The sequence below is a fragment of the Bifidobacterium sp. N4G05 genome (genome assembly GCF_002742445.1).
GTDB classification, from domain to species: Bacteria; Actinomycetota; Actinomycetes; order Actinomycetales; family Bifidobacteriaceae; genus Bifidobacterium; species Bifidobacterium hominis.
Genome location: NZ_NJNQ01000006.1, coordinates 1 through 19,224 on the forward strand (window position 1 = coordinate 1; position 19,224 = coordinate 19,224).

Annotated in this window: 13 protein-coding genes; 4 read left to right on the forward strand and 9 right to left on the reverse strand. The window is 60.2% G+C overall.

Annotated elements, in window-relative coordinates; translation table 11 throughout:
• Positions 1-108: 108 nt before the first annotated feature.
• Positions 109-1,605, forward strand: coding sequence for a cation:proton antiporter (locus CE153_RS06975; RefSeq protein ID WP_099595668.1), 1,497 nt, complete (start codon positions 109-111; stop codon positions 1,603-1,605).
• Between the two features lie 120 nt (positions 1,606-1,725).
• Here CE153_RS06975 and CE153_RS06980 read toward each other — a convergent pair whose 3' ends face one another.
• Positions 1,726-4,893 carry an FtsX-like permease family protein gene (locus CE153_RS06980; RefSeq protein WP_099595669.1) on the reverse strand — a complete coding sequence of 1,056 codons (3,168 nt, stop codon included), beginning with the start codon at positions 4,891-4,893 and terminating at the stop codon, positions 1,726-1,728.
• A gap of 263 nt (positions 4,894-5,156) precedes the next feature.
• Between CE153_RS06980 and CE153_RS06985 the strand changes: the two genes are divergently transcribed.
• Positions 5,157-6,659: an amino acid permease gene (locus CE153_RS06985; protein ID WP_099595670.1), complete on the forward strand. Its 1,503-nt coding sequence runs from the start codon at positions 5,157-5,159 to the stop codon at positions 6,657-6,659.
• A gap of 191 nt (positions 6,660-6,850) precedes the next feature.
• Here the strand turns inward: CE153_RS06985 and CE153_RS06990 are convergent, their stop codons facing one another.
• The 3 genes from CE153_RS06990 to CE153_RS07000 form a co-directional block, all read right to left on the reverse strand.
• Positions 6,851-8,092, reverse strand: a complete 1,242-nt coding sequence (locus CE153_RS06990; protein WP_099595671.1) for an AGE family epimerase/isomerase — start codon at positions 8,090-8,092, stop codon at positions 6,851-6,853.
• A 297-nt stretch (positions 8,093-8,389) separates the two neighbouring features.
• Positions 8,390-9,694, reverse strand: coding sequence for a glycoside hydrolase family 26 protein (locus CE153_RS06995; protein ID WP_236824496.1), 1,305 nt, complete (start codon positions 9,692-9,694; stop codon positions 8,390-8,392).
• Entirely contained in the window at positions 9,694-9,912 is a 219-nt protein-coding gene (locus CE153_RS07000) for a hypothetical protein (protein WP_042989714.1), read from the reverse strand. Before CE153_RS07000 ends, CE153_RS06995 begins: the two co-directional genes overlap by 1 nt.
• Before the next feature lie 111 nt (positions 9,913-10,023).
• Here CE153_RS07000 and CE153_RS07005 point away from each other — a divergent pair, with 111 nt between their 5' ends.
• Complete coding sequence (locus CE153_RS07005; protein ID WP_099595673.1) at positions 10,024-10,845, forward strand: hypothetical protein; 822 nt, start codon at positions 10,024-10,026, stop codon at positions 10,843-10,845.
• Positions 10,846-10,898: 53 nt separating this feature from the next.
• Entirely contained in the window at positions 10,899-11,519 is a 621-nt protein-coding gene (locus CE153_RS07010) for a YesL family protein (protein ID WP_038443826.1), read from the forward strand.
• A gap of 144 nt (positions 11,520-11,663) precedes the next feature.
• Here the strand turns inward: CE153_RS07010 and CE153_RS07015 are convergent, their stop codons facing one another.
• The 5 genes from CE153_RS07015 to CE153_RS07035 all read right to left on the reverse strand — a co-directional run bounded on the left by CE153_RS07015 (position 11,664) and on the right by CE153_RS07035 (position 19,210).
• Complete coding sequence (locus CE153_RS07015; protein WP_099595674.1) at positions 11,664-12,698, reverse strand: LacI family DNA-binding transcriptional regulator; 1,035 nt, start codon at positions 12,696-12,698, stop codon at positions 11,664-11,666.
• Positions 12,699-12,929: 231 nt separating this feature from the next.
• Positions 12,930-15,644 (reverse strand): glycoside hydrolase family 2 protein, encoded by a 2,715-nt coding sequence (locus tag CE153_RS07020; RefSeq protein ID WP_099595675.1) that lies wholly within the window; start codon positions 15,642-15,644, stop codon positions 12,930-12,932.
• Between the two features lie 105 nt (positions 15,645-15,749).
• Positions 15,750-16,643, reverse strand: a complete 894-nt coding sequence (locus CE153_RS07025) for a carbohydrate ABC transporter permease (RefSeq protein ID WP_099595742.1) — start codon at positions 16,641-16,643, stop codon at positions 15,750-15,752.
• Positions 16,643-17,692, reverse strand: coding sequence for a carbohydrate ABC transporter permease (locus CE153_RS07030; RefSeq protein WP_051871986.1), 1,050 nt, complete (start codon positions 17,690-17,692; stop codon positions 16,643-16,645). Before CE153_RS07030 ends, CE153_RS07025 begins: the two co-directional genes overlap by 1 nt.
• Positions 17,693-17,833: 141 nt before the next feature.
• The gene (locus CE153_RS07035) at positions 17,834-19,210 is read right to left on the reverse strand and encodes an ABC transporter substrate-binding protein (RefSeq protein WP_099595676.1); all 1,377 of its coding nucleotides are present in this window, start codon (positions 19,208-19,210) and stop codon (positions 17,834-17,836) included.
• Positions 19,211-19,224: the final 14 nt, after the last annotated feature.

A 19,224-nucleotide genomic window follows, 5' to 3' on the forward strand; every position in this document is an offset into this window, starting at 1 on the left:
CCCCCCATAAAATTTGCAAAAACTTAACCTTGTCCCAGAGTGCCCTTTGGCACATCATGGGGTATCACGTCCTTGAACACCGTCATGCAGACTCACTAGGCTAGAAACATGACGCAAGAGCTCGTTTCATTGACTATCATCATGGCGGTGGCAGCTGTCAGCCCGATTGTGGCGCAGTTGATTCCGGGAAGGTTCATTCCACAAACCGTGCTGCTGCTCGTCACCGGAGCCGCACTCGGTCCGTACGGACTGGGCGTAATCGAGGTGAACGACGCTGTGAAACTCTTGAGCGAACTCGGCATGGCGTTCCTATTCCTGCTCGCCGGCTATGAAATCGACCCGAAACGACTCGCCGGGCATCAAGGCAAAGTCGGCCTTGTCACATGGATCATCACCTTGGGGCTCGCCGGACTCGTCGTGACCCTTCTTCCATTCTTCGCAAAGCAGGGCATCGACGGCATCGCCACGGTAATAGCACTTACCACCACCGCTCTCGGCACACTCATGCCGATTCTCAAGGAACGTAACCTCGAAGGCACCCCTATCGGCGACGCCATCATCTCGTACGGAACGTGGGGCGAACTTGGCCCAATCCTTGCCATGGCCATCCTGCTATCCACCCGAACCGGCTGGCAGACCATGCTCGTGCTCGGCGCGTTCCTTGCCATCTGCCTACTGTGCGCAATGCTACCCACGAAAGCACTGAAAACCGGCCATCGCCTGTACCGTTTCCTTACGGACAATGCGAACACGTCATCGCAAACGCTCATGCGACTGACCACATTCCTGCTCATCTTCCTTGTCACCATTTCTGCACTGTTCGAACTTGACGCGGTACTCGGCGCGTTCGCCGCAGGCTTCATCCTGCGCTACATCATTCCCGACGGCAGCAAGTCGCTGGAAATGAAACTGGAAGGCGTCGGCTATGGCTTCCTTATTCCTGTGTTCTTCGTGGTGTCAGGCGCCGCGATCAACGTGCGCGCCGTGGCAGGCCGACCCGCGCTGCTCGTCGCGTTCATCGTAATGCTCATGCTGATTCGCGCGGTGCCCGTATACGTTGCACTATCGCTCGACAAACGCGAGAATCCGCTGTCATCGCATCACCGCGTCACCGTAGCGCTGTATTGCACGACCGCGCTGCCAATCATCGTCGCTGTCACGTCACTGGCGGTGAAGGTCGGCACCATGCAAAGCGACACCGCGTCAACACTGGTCGCAGCCGGCGCGATTACAGTGTTCCTGATGCCGCTGCTTGGCTCGATCACATATCAGGTGGCCGACGTGCATCCGGTCACCGCGGTTCGGGAGATTGCGCACACGCCATCCGATTGGCGGACGATCGTACGCGAACATGCGCAGGTACGTGCGCTGCTGCACCATCAGGACCGGCTTAAGCGTTTGGCGGAAACGTTGGACACACTAGAAGCGATGGGAACGATGGGACATGGCGATGCGGCACATGACAACGCCGGACATGGCGATGAATATCGAGCCGAACTTGTAAAACGTGCGCGCCGCGAAATCGACCGGCAGTTGAAGGAACTCGGCCTGGACCCGCAGCTCACCACGCAACTGCCACACAACTACCGTTATCCGAAGAACTGAGACGCGAATCCGAGCTTTTCCGGCACTCTAAGTGTCCGATTCTGGTGAATCGGACAACCACAGGGCACTTTCGACGCATTACTTGTCCGATTCTGCAGAAACGGACAACCATGCATGCGACTATTCGACGGACTTGAGAGAACTGATCGGGTCGATACGGTCAAGTACAGGGTTGACGAGCAGCTGCACGAGTAGCGCGAACGCCATGGTCGCGACAGCCGCGATCACATAGCTCAACGGCTTGCATTCCACTTCGAAATACAGTGCGGGCATGTTCAACGCGGCCGTCAGCAATCCGCCGACGAAACGTCCGAGCGGCAAGCCCAACACCACGCCCATCATGGTGAGCACCATCATTTCGCGATTCACGTAATGATGCACTTCCTTGTCGAAGAAGCCAAGCACCTTAAGTGTGGCCATCTCGCGTTCACGTTCTGACACGTTGGTATTGGCGAGCGTGAACAGCACCACCAGCGCAAGCCCGCCCGCGAGCGCCACTATCAGCGCGACCACCGCGCCCATCAGGTCGAATTTGAAGCTTTCCGCCATGTGCGCGCAGCTCACGGCTTTCATGACCGCGTCATCGTCTTCCAGCTTTTCCGCGTATGCGGCCTGGGATTCGCTCGATTCCTTGAGATTTGCGTACATAGCGTTCCACACCAGTTGCCGGTCGTTTGACGATTCGCCATTCGAGGTACCGGATTTGCCGTTTTTGTTGTCTGATTCTCCAGAATCGGACGCGGAAGATGCGGAAGACGTGCCGGATGCAGCAGTGTCGAACAGCTGGTGATAGTAGGTTTCGCTGATGTACACGTCCGACCCGATCACGCTGCGGGTCACTGCGCTTACATATGCGTCGGCCTGAACTTCGCTGCCGTTGGTCAGCGTCACTGTGTCGCCCGCGTTGACGCCCATTGCGCTTGCCGCGGACTGCGATACGATCACGCCGTCGTCGCCCAGTCTTACCGTGCCCTTCGTGTCGGAAGTACCATTCGCGTCCGATTCTCCAGAATCGGACATCTGGGACCCGTTTTTACCGCTCTGGTTGTCCGATTCTCCAGAATCGGACAACGAAGACGCAGAGGAAGACGTTCTAGACTTCCCGCTGAACAACGACTTCGCACCATCCACCCAACTGGAGCGCACCGGCTGCAACGCGACCATCTTGCCGAACTCGCTGCGTTCACTGTCGGGCACGGCAACCAGCTGAATGCTTTCGCTCCCCGAATCGCCGGTCAAATCACCCGATTCAACGCGCACGTCCATGCTCGACGTGACGCGACCATCCGAAGCGACTTTCTGCCGCATCGCATCAGCGTCATCATCGTTCGCGACCACCATCAAATCGTACTGATACACGTCCTGATACTGTTTCGCACCCAATGCGGCAACGGTGTCGTTGATCGCAAGTCCGCACACAATCAGCGCGGTGCAGCCGGCCACACCGCCGACCGTCATGATCAGACGCGATTTGAAGCGGAAAATGTTGCGCGCCGTGACTTTGCCGAGGAAGCTCATGCGATTCCACAACGGCTTGATACGCTCCAGTAGAATGCGCGATCCTGCACGCGGCGCTTTCGGACGCATGAGACTGGCCGGCTTCTGTCGCATTTCCTGCGCGCACGCATACACGGTTGCGGCAAGCACGCCGACCACGAACAGCGCGACTCCGGCCGTTCCGTACAGCCAGTCGTATTCCAAGCGTACGTCCGGCATCACATACAGGCCTCGCAATACGACAAGCAGGAACGCTGGAATGCCAAGGAAGCCTGCGATCAGGCCGAATCCACCGCCGATCAAGCAGGAGAACAGCGCGAACAGCAGGTATCGTGAGGCGACCGCAAGACGCCCGTAGCCGAGCCCTGTGTACGTGCCGATCAACCCGCGATCCTCTTCGACCATGCGCGTCATGGCGGTCAGACTCATCATCACGGCCACGAGCAGGAACACGATCGGGAATGCGTTGCCCAGCGATTGGATGGATTCCAGATCGGATTTTAGCGAGCTGAATCCGCCGATTTGCGACCGGTCCTGCACATACCAGCGCACTTGCGGAATGCTGTCTTCCAGCTCTTTTTGCTTGGATTGCAGTGTCTGTTCGGTGTCTTTTTTCTGCTGGTCCAATTTCGATTGCGCCTGGTCGAGTTGCGCTTTGGCTTCCGCTAATTGCGGGCTTGAGGCAATTACCGTTTCACGTAGTGTTTCACGGGTTGTTTCGTCGAGGGATCCTGCAGCCGCGCCCGCCTGCATATTGACGATTTGGTCGATTTGCTGGTTGAGTTGACTGCGATTGCTGTCGATCTGCTGTTGCGCTGCGGCGAACTGTTTGTCGGCTTGCGCTTTCGCCTCGTCGATTTGTTTGGTTCCGGCGTCGAGTAGTTCCTGATGGCGTGCTTGCTGGCGATTCTTGCGTACCTTCCCGTCGATACGGTCAGCCACTTCGCTGACGGTGTCGTCATAGGCGTCACTGAACGAGTCCTTGTCGGCGGCGTCTTTCACGAGAATGGTGACGGCCGTGTACATGCTGCCGGTCACACCGTCGGACGGCGCAAAGAACGTGTAGTCGCTGGTAGCGGAGGAACGGAACGCGTTCGTACCCGAATAGCCGTCTGGATTGGTGAGATCCTGCGGGTCAAGTACCACGCCCACAATGGTCAGTTCGGTAGGGAAGCTCGGTGTCTGGTTGTCCGATTCGCCAGAATCGGTCACCCGTGCGGCACTTTTGCCATCCTGCGTGTCCGATTCTCCAGAATCGGACATCTGGGACCCGTTTTCGCCCGTTTGGTTGTCCGATTCTGCAGAATCGGACACGGAAGACGCAGAAGACGCCGAATCCTGGGGCGTCACCGTAATATGGTCGCCCTTTTTATATCCGGAATCCTTGATAAATTTGCGCGTCACCGCAATCTCGCCGGACTTTTCAGGCATACGGCCACTTTGCAGATACGGCTGGTCGATGCCGTTCGTGCCGATCTCCTGCATGGTCACGGTTTTTTTGCCGTTCAGATCGACCGTCACGGTTTGCGAACGTTCGCCCTGCACTTTCGCAACACCGGAAACCTTACGGAGCGCGGCAATATCGTCGTCAGTCAATCCGGCCGTCGACAACACCTGAATATCGTGCAATCCTTGGGTGTCGAAAAAACGATCCGTCGCGAGAAAAGCGTCTCGGCATCCCGCGTAAATGCCGGTAAGCACGGCAACGCCCAGCAATGTGATCATGGCGATGGAGACGAATCGCTTCCACGCATGCAACCACATACGCACCATGTCTTTGACGAATGCCATGACGACCTCCAGCCCCGCAGCGTTCAAGCAGCATCAACCATTGCTCTCAAAACCCTCATTTTATTGGACTATCGAACTATTGAACACTACGAAACCGAATCCACGCGCTACAGCTACAATCGGGGAAGGCGTGCCATGCCAAAAACCATAGGCGCGTCACCTACCACTACTGCCGAACGCAATATCACAAGATCGCCAAACTTTTGCTGAATTTGCCGAATATTGCCGAATATTGCCGAGGCACCCAAGAAGAGGAAGCATTCATGAGCGACGCAACCGTTGCGAAGAAACCGCGCGAAACCGACGATGTGCCGGTTCCGCCGACGCTGCGCAAGTCTTTGAAGAATCGTCATATTCAATTGATCGCATTGGGTGGTGCGATCGGCACCGGCCTGTTCTATGGTTCCAGCGAATCGATTCAGCTGGCGGGTCCGGCCATTCTGCTCGCCTATCTGATCGGCGGTCTGGCGATTTTCCTGATCGTGCGCGCCCTGTCCGAAATGGCGGTCGAGGATCCGAAGTCGGGCGCGTTCAGCTATTACGCCACGCAGTACTGGTCGAAGAGAGCCGGCTTTATTTCCGGCTGGAATTACTGGTTCAACTACGTGCTCGTGGCCATGGTGGAGTTGGCCGTGGTTGGCTCGTTCGTGAATTACTGGTTCCCGAACATTCCGAAGTGGGTGTCGGCGGCGGTGTTCCTGGTGGCCATCGCGGCGCTGAATCTTATGGGCGTGAACAAGTTCGGCGAATTCGAATTCTGGTTCGCCATCATCAAGATCGTGGCCGTGCTGGCCATGATTCTCGGCGGCCTGTATGTCGTGATCGCCAACGTGCCGACCGCGTCGGGCATTCGCGCGAGCTTCGCCAACTGGTTCACCGTGGACGGCGGATTCCTGCCGCACGGCCTGATGTCTCGCAATGCGGACGGCACGTGGACCGGCCTGCTGATGGCGCTTGTCGTGGTGATGTTCAGCTTCGGCGGCACCGAACTCATCGGCATCACCGCCGGCGAAACCGAGAATCCGCGCACCACCATTCCGAAGGCCACGAACGGCATCATCTGGCGTATTCTCGTCTTCTACATCTGCGCGCTCGGCGTGATCATGGCCGTGGTCCCGTGGAGTACGATCGACGGCAATTCTAGCCCGTTCGTGCAGATTTTCGACTCGGTGGGCGTGCACGCGGCCGCCGGCATTCTGAATTTCGTGTGTCTGACCGCCGTGATGAGCGTGTACAACTCCGGCCTGTACGCGAACTCGCGCATGCTGTATTCGTTGGCGAAGCAGGGCAATGCGCCCTCGTATCTGGGCCGTCTGAACAAGCGCGGCGTTCCGGTCGGGGGTGTGATCACGTCGGCCATCATTATTGCGATCGCCGTGGTCGTGGTGTTCGTGTGGCCTGATTTCGCATTCAATTATTTGATGTCGATCGCCACGATCGCCGCTGCGATCAATTGGATCATGATCATGATTACGGAAATTAAGTTCCGTCGCGTTGTCGCCGCCGGCGACGGTCCGAATGATTTGAAGGGATTGAAGGGCCAGGAAGCACTTGACAAGCTCGCTTTCAAGCTGCCGTTCGCCAAGGTGACGCCGTATGTGGTGATCGCGTTCATGCTGCTGGTCGTGGTGCTGATGTGCTTCTCCGCAAGCTATCGCATCGCCGTGGTCGCCGGCGTGATTTGGCTGGTCGTGCTGTTCGCCGCCTATCAGATCACACAGGTCGGCCGCAAGCAGGCGGACGCGTCCGCCGCGGACGCCGAATGACCGCGCTTCCTTACGCACTTCCTTACACGATTCCTTAAAGGAACGGCAAAAGGAACGACAAGCCCCACGCGGGAAGCGTCCATAAGCAACATAAAACGGCCTTCCCGTCCGTATGGAAATCACCGGATCAATCGATCCGCGGTGACAACATACGGACAGGAAGGCCGTTTTTCACGCCGGCTGATGGAGGCTCAGCCCTGCTTCTTGGCCGCCGGTGCGATGGACAGACTCGGGTCGCGCAGCGGAATCATCATGGACTGCGTCGCGTGGTACAGGTCGGACTTGCCCGGCCACACGGTGCCGATCGGCTGGTTGGTGCGGTCGAGCTGGTGGAACCAGGATCCGTTGACGTGATCCATCACCGTGCTGTCCGCGTACTCGAGGAACGTCGCATACCACTTGGCGTACGATTCCTTGCCGGTCACGCGGGCGAGCGTGGAGGACGTGTTGATGCCCTCGGCCAGCGTCCAATGCATACGGTCGTGCACGACGGGCTTGCCGTCCCAGTCGGTGGTGTATACGAGGCCGGGCGCACCGTCCGCGTTCCACGCATCCTCGACCGCACGGTTGAACAGATGCTCCGCGGCGTCGATGTACGGGGCCGCGGCCGCCGGATCGGACGGATAGGTGCTGGTGGCCCACTGGGTGATCAGGCGGGCCCATTCGATGCCGTGGCCCGGAGTCGCGCCGTACGGCTTGAACTGGTCGTCCGGCTTCTCGCGGTTGCATTCGAGGTCGAGCGACCAGTCGGAATGGAAGTGTTCGGGGATGCGCCAGTTGTTGGCCTTCGCCCAGCCGAGCACGTGCTCGATGATGCGGCCCGCGCGCTTGCGCCAGGTCTCGTCGCCGGTCACGTCGGCCACGGCGAGGAACGCCTCGACGGAATGCATGTTGGCGTTGAGGCCGCGGTACGGGTCGAGTTCGGTGAATTCGGTGTTCCACGTGTCGACGGACAGGCCGGTCTCGTCGTCCCAGAACTTGTCGAGGAAGACCTTTTCGGCATGGTCGAGCAGTTCGGCGGCACCGGGGCGACCGAGCAGGGTCGCGGACGATGAGGCCAGCAGCACGAAAGCGTGCGCATAGCACTGCTTGGTGGGCGTGTAGCCGCCTTCGGGGGTGATTTCCGGATACCAGCCATCGTTGACGTCGTCATGCAGCGCGCCCTTGAGACCCTTCAGACCGGCGTCGACCAGCTCCTCGGCACCCGGGAAACCGACGAATGCGCCCAGGCAGTACACGTGGGTCATGCGGCAGGTGATCCAAGTGGCGCGATTGCGGTCCTTCCATGGGGTGCCGTCGTCGCCCAGCCAGTAGGAGCTGCCGTCGGGAGCCGGGAACTTCGTGCCGAAGTTCAGCAGATTGTCGCGGGCCGCGTCGAGGAACGCCTTGTTTTCCGCCGTTCCCAGCTGATATTTTTTGTCTTCGACAGCCATGTCAAATCCTTTCCTGATTTCCTGCGATCGCGCACTTGGTTTTCACGCAACGCACGTTCCGGCGCGCCGATGAGCGACGCGCCGCATGTGCATGCGCCCCTTGCGTTCGCACCTTGTTCGGTTATGCGCTCGGGAAACTTCGTCATATTCCCTCGCCGCTGTGCCCTACTGTAGTGATTAAGCGCTTAAGCTGCAAGTGGGACACGCCATCCGCGCCGTCAAGTCCTTCATCCGCGCCTCCGGCATCGACGACGATTGCCGTCTCAACCGGCGCGGATGGCCGCGGGAATCCGGGAATCAGTACAGCGGCGGAAGGGTATTGGCCATACGGATGAAAGGATGCTTGGTGAAACGGCGGAAATCAGCCGCATAACGCGACCCCTCCACCGGAGTGCCGTATGCGCCGGTTCCAGCGGCGCCCGGATCGTTGCGCCACGGCATGTACCACAGCACCCGACGCGTATCGCTGTTGGCGAGCGCGGCGGTGAGCAGGTAGCGCGTCCACGGCGAATCGGATTCGGACGGCGCAGCTGTCTGGGCTGTTCCGGAGCCGACAGCATTCGATTCGCCATGGGCAGCGCAACCATCATCCGCGGCACTGGCACAAGCGCCGGCGCCGGCCAGCGCGGCTTCGTCTTCCGCGCTCATCACGTACCGCGACGCGAATTCGCCAGGCGAGCCCACTTCGGTGGCGGCGGCGATCTTGCCGCGTTCACGGGCGAGCCGCCCGACCACCGTCAGCATGGTGATCAGATCGTCGTGCCGTTCACGCGGCCGCTCTGCCTCGACGTCGGCGGGCGCGATGTCCCAGTAGTCGTCGAATCCGAGTACGTCCACATAGTCATCGCCCGGGTAGGCGTAGAGATACCCGGCCTCGCATGTGCTTTCCGAGCTCATGTCGATACGGCTACGGTCGGGCGAGTAGGCGTAGAGCACGTTGTGTAGGCCGCACGAGTCGCGCAGGTAGTCCACGGTCATGCGCCACAGGGCGACGAATTGTTCCGGCGTGGTGTCGGTGGGTTGCGCGGGTGACCCGGTGCACCACCAGAACCAGTCGCCGGTGTGCTCGTGGAACGGGCGGAATACGATCGGCACGGATTCGCCGCTGACGCCGTCCACCACCGAGTCCAGGAACGAGGCCACGCGGTCCAGCCATTCGAGGAACTGCCCGTGCCGTGCGCCGCCGGGCAGCACAGCCGCCACGGAACCGGGCGCCATATTGTGCCCGTACCCGCCGAAGGTGATCGGATTGGCGGAATGCCAGCTCATGGTCGTCACCGCGCCCATGGTGTAGGCGCGCAGCAGTTCGTCGCGGACGTCGCCCATGGAGAAGCCGTCGATATTGGTGGTTTCGTCGCGTTCCACGCCGCTCAGGTCGCTGCCCCACAGCGCGGGGTAGGTGCCGGTGACCGCGTGTACGTCGGAATCGGTGTTCGGACCGATCACGTTGCTGGTTTCGTTCTGGTGGCCGAACATGGCGAATTTGCCGCTTGCCTGGTGCAAGGATCGGAACAACGTACGGGTCAGCGTGTTCAGGTGCGGGTCGACCGGCTGCGGATCGACGGACCGCAAGTTTTCCCCGCCCATCGTTTCCCCGCCCATCACAGCGCCTCGAATTCAAGGATCACGGTCTGCATAGGACGCAGCGGCGTGACCTTCAGCGTCATCGCATCCAGCTGGGCCAGACTGGTCTCATCGCCGGAAATGCCGAAATCACGGCCCCAATATTCGACTTGCGGCATCTCGTTTTCCGGCGTCTTCAGCACGACGCAGACGCCATCGCGGCGCAGCACGACATGTGGTCCCTGATCAAACATCATTGTCTCCTTGGGCTGTTTCAAGCGGTTACCACGGCAAAGGACTCGACCTCGCCATGAGCGCAATTGACTTTTACGGAAAACCAGTATATATTAAGCGCTTAAGTGGAGCAAATGGCGGCAAGCCATCACAGGCACCGCAGCAACGAGGCATCGCAGCGACGCAGGGAGGCGGAAGCAGGCATGGAATCGTCCACACCATACAAAGGCGGCGAAATCGACAGCCGGCAGGCCGAAGCCATCGACACACTCTCCTCGGCCAACGAATACCAAGGCCAATCACGCATCCAAACACTGCGGAAACTGCCATGGAACCGCAAATGGAAGTACTTCCGCGACCAGTTGCTGGCACGCACCGTGGTTATCGCGGCCATCGTCTGCGTGGTCGTATACATCGCCATGCAGATCCTCGCACCCGCACCAGGGCCGAAACTGTACGTGGCGGTGTTCGACGATGCCGTCGGCCAGCAGGGGGCAGCAAGCCTGCAGTCGCAGGTCGCGAAACGGCTGGACCTGCCGGAAGGCCGCAAGGGCGGAGTGCTCGTCGACACCTATTTTTCCAACGACGAGAACGGCATCAGCAAGCTGCAGACCATGATCGCCAATCATGAGATAGACGCGATCGTGGCCACGCCGAAGACCTTCAAGCAGCTGTCCGGCTACGGCTATCTGACCAATCTCGATTCGTCGCTGACCAAGCGGCAGCGCACGTTGCTTTCCGGCGATTTCGTCACGATGAAGGGCTTCAAGGATTCCGACGATCCCGATTTCGAAGGCGGCGGCAAAGGCAAGGCCGAGCCGTTCGGTCTTTCGATGACCGACTTCCGGCAGTGGAACCGGCTGAAATCAGCCAAGTCCAACGCACTCATCGGCATCGTGCGGGAATCGCCGAATCCCACAACCGCGCAACGGCTCATCGACTATCTCAGCGCATAGCGGTTCCGGCAACCGCCTGCACAGCACCACAAAAACCACCCACGGAGGAGACCATGGCCAGCATTTTCAGTCAGGACAATCCATTCAACGACTTCATGAGCACCGTCGGCGATATGGCGATGATCAGCATCGCCTGGACCATCTGCTCCATTCCCGTTGTGACGGTCGGCGCTTCGACCGCGGCGGCCTGCGAAGTGGCGCGCGAACTGCAAAGCGGCTCCTGCAAGGGCATCTTCCGCAGCTTCTGGGCGGCTTTCAAGCGCCGCTTCCCGACCACGCTTGCCCTGACGGCGGTAATCGCCGCGTTCTGCGGATTGGCGCTGTTCGACCTGTGGTACCTGTCGAGACAATCCACCGACACCGTAGCCGTCCTTTATGGCGTAACCATCGTGGTCATCGCGGTCGTCGGCTCGGCGCTAGCTTTCGTGCTGCCTTTGACCGGCCGCAGCAAGCTGAGCGTCGGCGAGCAGCTCACGCAATCCGCCCGGCTCGCCCTGGGCAAGCCACATATCGCCTTCGCCGCGCTTCTGCTGAACATCTGGCCGATCATCGTGGTGCTGATCGCGCCGGAGCAGACGCTGATGCTGGTGCCGCTGCTGTGGATATTCGTCGGCGCCGGAGCCAGCTTCTGGGTGCAGATGAATCTGATCCGCAAGACCTTCTCGCTCGACTAGATTCCGTCCGAATCCCGCGAATCCGCCCAAAATCCTTCACGCAACGCGAAAACACACGAAAACGCCGCACGGCCATATGGCCATGCGGCGTTTTCGCTTCATGGTTCCACGCCATCGCGCGATCAACGCGCAATCACCACGCGTTCATCGCCCAGCGGGAGCGGGACCAGTGGATTCGCGCGCACGCAGCTCGTACGGCTCCTCCATGATATGGCCGACCTTCTCACCGTCGATGAGCCTGAGCATCAGCCGTGCGGCCGTCTTGCCGGTGTCCACCACGTTGCGGCCCATGGCCGTCAGATTCGGATAGGCCGCGGTGCACATGAAGGAATCGTCCCAAGACATGAGCGACAATTCGTCAGGCACGGCGATGCCTTTCACGTTGGCCACGCCAAGACCGGCCAACGCCATCACGTCATTGTCGTAGATGATGGCGGTCGGACGCTCTCCGAAACCCAGCAGGCGATTGGTGGCCTCACGTCCGGATTCAGGCGTGTAGTCGGTATGCAGGCAGCGGTACCGTATGCCCAATTCGGCGGCCACGTCGGAGAACGCGGCGTCACGGATATACGAGTGGGCCAACGCCTCAGGACCGCCCACACGCGCGATATGCCGATGGCCGAGGTCATACAGATACTGCACCGCCTGACGCACAGCGTCGGCGTCGGCGCTGGACAGGCTCGGCAGGTTGCCGGCCACGGAAGCGTCGGAAATCGCAAGGACCGGCACATCCGGGTTCTTCTCAAGCAGGGAGACGCACGGGTCGCCAAGCTCCACGTTGACCAGCAGCAGTCCATCGACGTTGCCGGTGGCGATCCAATCCTTGATGATCACCAGTTTGGCGTCCTCGCCGACGGCCATACGGACCAGAATGGAATAATCATGCTTTTCCAGCTCGGCACCCAAGCCGGAGATCAGCTCCATCATGAAAGATTCGACGGACAGCAGCTCGGGATCGTAATCCAGCACCAAGCCGATGCGCTGCGTCTTCGCCTTGGCCAGCGCCTGGGCCGCGCCGTTCGGCTTCCAGCCCAATTCATGGGCCACCTGCAGCACCTTGGCACGGGTTCCCTCGGAGACTCCGGGTTTGCCGTTGAGGGCATACGAGACGGCGCTGCTGGAAACGCCTGACGCCTTGGCGACATCGAAAATCGTCACCTTGCTTTTTTGAACTGGCATACCCGCACCTTCTCTTTGCTGAAATCGAACTTAAACGGTTCACCTACATCATACAGCAAAGGCGCCACCAACCCCCGCAGGAAGCCAGTGCTTACGGCACTTTGCTTCGTAGGGTCGGCGGCGCCTTCACTTAATTTTTCACTTAAGCGGAACCGTCATGCTGAAATGTTCAGCGGAATGCCCTCCTCATCCATCGTTCCGGAGGGCATTCCCCGGACAGCGGCCAAGACGTCACCACTCGCGTTTGAGATCGTTGGCACTGCGCAGCACGTTGGCCGCTGCGAACGCGGCCGGATCGGAGACCGCGTCGGTGGCGATGTGCAGCGTGACGCTCTCGCCGGCCAGCAGGGAGACCATGCCTTCGGTGACGGACGCCTTGGCATCGACCTTGTCGACCATGCAGAACAGGTCGCGCACGTAGCTTCTGGCGGTAACCGTAAGCTCCACGCCGCCTTCAACGGCCTTGGCGGAGGTTTCGAACGCGTCGGCGGGAGCGGCGAGCTTCTGGTCGATGATCTCGGCCGGGTTGAAGACCACGCGGGCGAAGGCGTTGTCGGACGGGGTGGCCACGACCAGCTCATTGCCGGCGTCCCCATAGGAGACGATGTCCTCGTTGAGCGGCAGTCCGATATGGGAAACCGCGCCTAGCTCGACGTCATCGAAGCTTTGGGAAGCGAGCACCTCGCCGGACAGGTTCACGCGCTCGACCTTCCAGGAGCCCTTCCACGCCTTGCGAGTGTCGTTGAGCACGATCAGCTCGAAGTGGTCGTTGGCGGTCTTCACGCCTTCCCAGCTGTGGGTCTCACGGTATTCCTCGGAGACACGCGGCTGGATGGTGGCCAGGTGCGGCGCGAAGAAGTCGCGGGACGCATACCAGACCGGCTTGCGGTGTCCGTTGAAATCGACCGCGGCCCAGGAGACGACCGGCCAGTCGTCGTTCAGCTGCCAAATCAGCGCGCCGGCGTTCACCGGCTCGAGGGAGCGCATGTGCTCCACGCCGAAGCGCATGGCCTGCGCCTGCTGCAGCTGGCATGCCCAGTGCCAGTCCTCGATATCGGCCCAGTTGTCGGTGGGGATCAGCCAGCTGTGCTCGCCGTCGGACGGCTTGCCGTTGACCACGCCGCCGAAACTCACGTCGTCGAGGTGGCCGGGGGTGATGTGCGAGCGCATGCCGCGCGCCAGTTTGTAGTTGCCGCCGGAGGCCTTCTGATGCACCAGCATCTGCTTGCCGAACGGTTCCAGCTTGCCGTCGTGCACGGCACCGGTGAGGGTGCTCCATGCCGGCGGAGCCTGGTAGCCGAATTCGTCGGCGAAGCGCGGGGTGTACTGCGCGTACACGGTGTAGTCGGCGCGGTTCCAAGCATCCCAGATGTGCATGGTGCCGTCGGTGTCGAGGTTGGCGCCCGTGAACTTGGTGAAGCTCATCGGGGAGCTCGGCAGGTAGGCGGAGCGGCCCGGATCGAGTTCGGCCAACAGGGACGGGAACAGTTCGGAATAGTAGTAGTCGCCCCACGGCTTCTCGCCGTATCCGTATGCGTTCGGCTTGCGGTCGTCGTCGCGCAGGGCCTGCTTGTAACCGCCCCACTCGGAGTAGGCCACGTAGTTCTCGTTGGAGCCGTTCCACACGATGAGGCTGGCATGTTCGGACAGGCGGGTGATGTGCTCGCGGGCCTCGGCCTCGACTTCGGCCTTGGTTTCGGCGTCCTCCGGATAGGCGGCGCAGGCCAGCATGAAGTCCTGCCACACCATGATGCCGTACTCGTCGCACAGGTCGTAGAACTCGTCGGACTCGTAGATGCCGCCGCCCCAGGCGCGCACCATATTGGAGTTGGATTCCACAAGATCGCGGATGCCGCGCTCGTAGTCGCGCTGGGAGACACGGGAGATGAAGGCGTCGTCGGGAATCCAGTTGTAGCCGTGCGCGTGCACCGGCACGTCGTTGACGTAGATCTGGAACGGACGGCCGATGTTGTCGGCACGGGTGTCCACATGCACGGTACGGAAGCCGACATGGCCGTTCCAGAACGCTTCCTTGGCATCACCGGCGGTGACGTCGACATCGTACAACGGTTGGTCGCCGTAGCCGACGGGCCACCACAGCTTCGCTTCCGGCACGGCGATCGTCAGCACGGCCTCGTTGCGGCCTTCGGCCACGACGCCATCGACGGACAGATTCGTGCCGAAGCCGGAGATTTCGGCGTGCACCGGCACGGCCTGACGGACCAGATGGGAATCGTACGGGGACATGACGCGTCCTTTGCCGGCGCGTTCGATTTCGACGTGCACGTTGAGCAGTCCGGTGCCGTCGGCGGTGACGTCGACCAGCGGACGGACGGATGCGATGCGTACGCCGGACCAGGAGTCGATGCCGATCTCGCGCCAGATGCCGGCGTTGGCCACGTCGATGCCCCAATCCCAGCCGAAGGAATAGCTCGGCTTGCGGATCTGGTTGAAGGCGTGGTGTTCGGTGTGCGGATAGTAGCCACGGGCCTGTTCCATGTGGTCGGATTCACACACGGGGGATGTGAAGGTGACGGTCAGTTCGTTGGCGCCGTCTCTGAGCAGACCGCGCACATCCCAACGGTAGGAACGGTGGAAGTTGCGGGTGGAGGCGACCGGGCGGCCGTTCAATGCGATGTCGGCGATGGTGTCGAGGCCGTAGGCCACCAGGTCGTGACGGTCGGAGCCGTCATCCTGCCAATCGAAACGGCAGGTGAATCGCCAATCGACATCGCCGATCCACTGCTGCTTGTTCTCGTTGTCGCCGTCGAACGGGTCGTCGATCAGACCGGCGTTGAGCAGGTCAAGCGTGGCCTCTCCCGGCACAGTGGCCGGAATGCCCGCGGCGAGCGTCGCGCGCAGTGCCTCGGGAGCGGCTTCCGGGTTGACGGCGGTCAACGTCCAACCCTCGTTCAGAGGAGCAAACGTGCTGGGGATGTGAGACATAGTGAATCCTTCTAACAAATGTTCTGGAAAGGAAAGGGCCGCACCGCGATATGAATCTTGGCGCGGCCCTTGGTTGTGGAAAAAGGAAGTTGGAGGTTACGTTTTTTATTCCTTCACGGAGCCGGCTGCGATGCCGCTGTAGATCTGCTTCTGGAAGATCAGGAACAGGATCAGCATCGGCAGCAGCGTGATGATCACGCCGGCGCAGATCAGGTTGTACTTGCTGCCCATCGGGCCGGTGAAGGAGTACAGCGCGATGGCGATGGTCTTCAGATTCGCGTCCTGCAGGTAAAGGTTGGCGGCGTAGTACTCGTTGTACACACCGACGCCCTTCAGGATGGCGCAGGTCACGATCGCCGGCTTCAGCAGCGGCAGCAGGATCTTGTAGTAGACGGTGAAGTAGGAGGCGCCGTCCATGATGGCGGCCTCATCCAGGGAGGTCGAGATGTTCTCGAAGAACTGGATGAACACGTAGATGGAGATCACGTCGGTGCCGCACATCATCACAATGTAGCCCCACATCGTGTTGACGGCGTGGAAGTTGACCATCATCTTGTACAGCGCGACTTGCATGGCGATGCCCGGAAGCAGTGCCGCAAGGGCGAACATGCCACGAATCAGGCCGTTGCCGGGGAACTGGAAGCGGCTCAGCACGTAGGCCAGCATGGTGCCGATGATCGTGGTGACCACCAGGACCACCACCACCACGATGATGGAGTTGCGGAAGGCGACCGCCATGTTCGACGTGACGAACGCCTGCACGTAGTTGTCGAAGTTGAACCAGTTCTTCGGCATGTCCATGACGGACGTGCTCTGGTATTCCTTGTCCGTCTTGGCTGCGGTCACGAAGCAGCTGACCAGCGGCAGCAGCATCATGAAAGCGACGAAGATCAGAGAGAAATACTTGAGGAATACGGCCACCCCGATCTTGAACTTGTACCAGAAGCCCGCGGTCTTGGCTGCGGAACGTTCCTTAGCGAGTGCGACTGCGTCAGTCATCATGCCACCGCCTTTTCCTTGTTGCTCGGTCCGTTCTTGAAGACCGAAGCGTTCTTCCTGGCCATGCGGGCGCGCTGGCGCTCGATCTTGGCCGCCTGCTTCCTTGCCTTCTCCACGCCGTCATCGGCATCCTTGAACACGTACTTGAAGAACAGGTTCTGCAACAGCGCGCAGATGAGGATGATGATCAGCAGGACGATTGCCATGGCGGATGCCAAGCCGACCTTCTGGCTGGTGTGGGCGAGACGGTCCATGCGCACGAAGTAGGTGGCGGTGCCGTTGGCGCCGGAGGTGATGACGTACGGGCCTTCGAAGGCGGACAGCGAGCCGGTGATCGAAAGGATGACGTTCAGCACCAGGATGGTCTTGATGCCCGGCAGGATGATGTGCTTGAACTGCTGCCACTTGTTGGCGCCGTCGATTTCGGCCGCCTCGTACAGCGTCGAATCGATCGACATCATGGCGCCGATGAACAGGATCACGTTCTGGCCGAGATAACGCCAGACGGAGGCGCCCACCAGAGACCAGTTGTTAACGCTTTGGTCTTTCAGCCAGTATGGCAGGTTGTCGAGTTGGAATCCGCACCATTGGAGCACGGTGTCGAACACGTATCCGCGGGTGTAGAAGAACTTGAAGATGAAGCCGACCGCGATGCCGTTGATCAGATACGGGAAGAAGTAGATGGCCTTGAACGCGCTGCCGCCACGGACCTTGAACGCCAGCATGGTGGACAGATACAGCGCCAGCGCCACCTGGATCAGCGCGCCGACCATGTAGTAGAGGCTCAGCTTCAGGGAGGAAAGCGTGTCGGGACGGGTGAAGACGTCGATGTAGTTCTGGAGGCCGACGAATTGGCGCGGGCCGATGTACTTCATCTTGTAGAACGAGTAGCCGATCATGGATCCGAACGGCCAGTAAGTGAAGATTACGAGCAGTGCGACCGGAATCGCGGAAAAGGCGACGATGACGCCCGCCTTACGCCAATCTCGGGGCTGCTTGTTGAATGGAATCTCGGCCTTCTCGGTCGGTTCCACTGCTGCTGCAGTCATGATATCCCCCTCTTTGGGTTGCTTCTCTGCCTAACGAAAAATTGCGATGGAAGAGGACTTCGGCTTGGTTCCGCCGAGAACGAGCCGAAGTCCTCAGTGATGGATGCGCGACTTCACGCCGTCACGCCTGGCGTTCCGGAATCACTTGGTGTCGACGCCTTCGGAATCAAGGGCGTCGTTCCACTTCTGGTTCCACTCCTTGACGAGGTCGTTGTAGGACTCGTCTTTGTTGGCCGCGTGCTCGACGATGCTCTGGACACGGGAGTCGCCGCCGCTGTTGATGTTGAGTTCGGAATCGGAGTTGAGGTCGTTGAACAGATCCTCCTCGCCGTCAGGAGCCGGTTCGTCGGCGATGAGCTTGACGTTCTTGAAGTCGGAGTAGAGGTCCGGCAGCTTGTCGTCGTCGGCCGCGATCGAGACGCCGCCTTCGTTGTAGGCGTAGTTGGACTTCTCGGTCAGCCACTTGACGAAGATCATGGCCGCTTCCTGGTTGGTGGTGGAGGAGTTCTTGTTGATGCCGTACGCGTAGTCAGAAGCGGAGGTGGCGTACTGCTTGCCCTTGACGGAGATCGGGAACGGCATGTAGCCGACGTCCTTGGCGTTGTCGCCTGCGGACTGGATCTGGGAGACCGCCCAGGAGCCGAGCACCATGGTGGCGATGTCGCCGCTGTTCAGCTTGTTCTTGGAAGTTTCCCAATCGGTGGTGGAGTAATCGTCCTCGGTCAGGCCATCGGCCACGGCGTCATACAGGATCTTGTAGACGTTGTAGGCGTGGGTGCCGTCACCCGGATCCTTGAACGGGTTCTTGGTGTGGGTGAAGACGTTGTTCATGTAGTTGGGATCGCCGGTGGCCGTGCCGCCGATGTACGCGTCCCAGGCGCCCATGGTCCAACCAGCCGCGTAGTTGGTGTACAGCGGAGTGGCCTTGGTCTTCTCCTTGATGGCCTTCAGGTCGGAGATGAATTCCTTCGGGGTGGTCGGCAGCTTGTCGATGCCGGCCTCCTTGAAGATCCTCTTGTTGTAGACGATGCCGGAGGCGTTGCCGACCGAAGCCACGCCGTAGACCTTCTTCTGGTAGGACTGGTTGACAGCGTACTTGATCTCCTTGTTCATGTCTCCGAGGGAGCCGTAGGAGATGAAGTAGTTCTGCAGTTCGGCCCTGTCGACCGCCGGAATCATCATGATGTCGCCCCAGTCACCGCCCTGCAGACGGGTCATGGCGCTGTTGGCATAGTCGCTGTTGGCTTCGACGGTGACCTTGATGTTTGGATAGGTCTTGTTGAATTCGGCGATGTACTGCTTCCAGGTCGTTCCCGGATAGTCGTTCTTGAGCATATCGGTACGATGGCTGAACAGCTTCAGATTGGCCTTGATGTCCTTGCCGGTCTGACCAAGCTTGATGTCCTTGTACTGTATGTCGGTGACCTTGGAGGAGCCACTGCCGCTGCCACCGCAGGCCGCCATGCTCACCGCGCAGACAGCCGCGATGCCGGCTGCGACGATCTTCTTGAGATTCATCTTCCGATCCTTCC

Coding starts and splice junctions, on each gene's coding strand:
- CE153_RS07005 (WP_099595673.1), top strand. CDS start 10,024: ATGGCGGCAAGCCATCACAGGCACCGCAGCAACGAGGCATCGCAGCGA.
- CE153_RS06985 (WP_099595670.1), top strand. CDS start 5,157: ATGAGCGACGCAACCGTTGCGAAGAAACCGCGCGAAACCGACGATGTG.
- CE153_RS07015 (WP_099595674.1), bottom strand. CDS start 12,698: ATGCCAGTTCAAAAAAGCAAGGTGACGATTTTCGATGTCGCCAAGGCG.
- CE153_RS06995 (WP_236824496.1), bottom strand. CDS start 9,694: ATGGGCGGGGAAACGATGGGCGGGGAAAACTTGCGGTCCGTCGATCCG.
- CE153_RS07000 (WP_042989714.1), bottom strand. CDS start 9,912: ATGATGTTTGATCAGGGACCACATGTCGTGCTGCGCCGCGATGGCGTC.
- CE153_RS07025 (WP_099595742.1), bottom strand. CDS start 16,643: ATGACTGACGCAGTCGCACTCGCTAAGGAACGTTCCGCAGCCAAGACC.
- CE153_RS07010 (WP_038443826.1), top strand. CDS start 10,899: ATGGCCAGCATTTTCAGTCAGGACAATCCATTCAACGACTTCATGAGC.
- CE153_RS06980 (WP_099595669.1), bottom strand. CDS start 4,893: ATGGCATTCGTCAAAGACATGGTGCGTATGTGGTTGCATGCGTGGAAG.
- CE153_RS06975 (WP_099595668.1), top strand. CDS start 109: ATGACGCAAGAGCTCGTTTCATTGACTATCATCATGGCGGTGGCAGCT.
- CE153_RS06990 (WP_099595671.1), bottom strand. CDS start 8,092: ATGGCTGTCGAAGACAAAAAATATCAGCTGGGAACGGCGGAAAACAAG.
- CE153_RS07020 (WP_099595675.1), bottom strand. CDS start 15,644: ATGTCTCACATCCCCAGCACGTTTGCTCCTCTGAACGAGGGTTGGACG.
- CE153_RS07035 (WP_099595676.1), bottom strand. CDS start 19,210: ATGAATCTCAAGAAGATCGTCGCAGCCGGCATCGCGGCTGTCTGCGCG.
- CE153_RS07030 (WP_051871986.1), bottom strand. CDS start 17,692: ATGACTGCAGCAGCAGTGGAACCGACCGAGAAGGCCGAGATTCCATTC.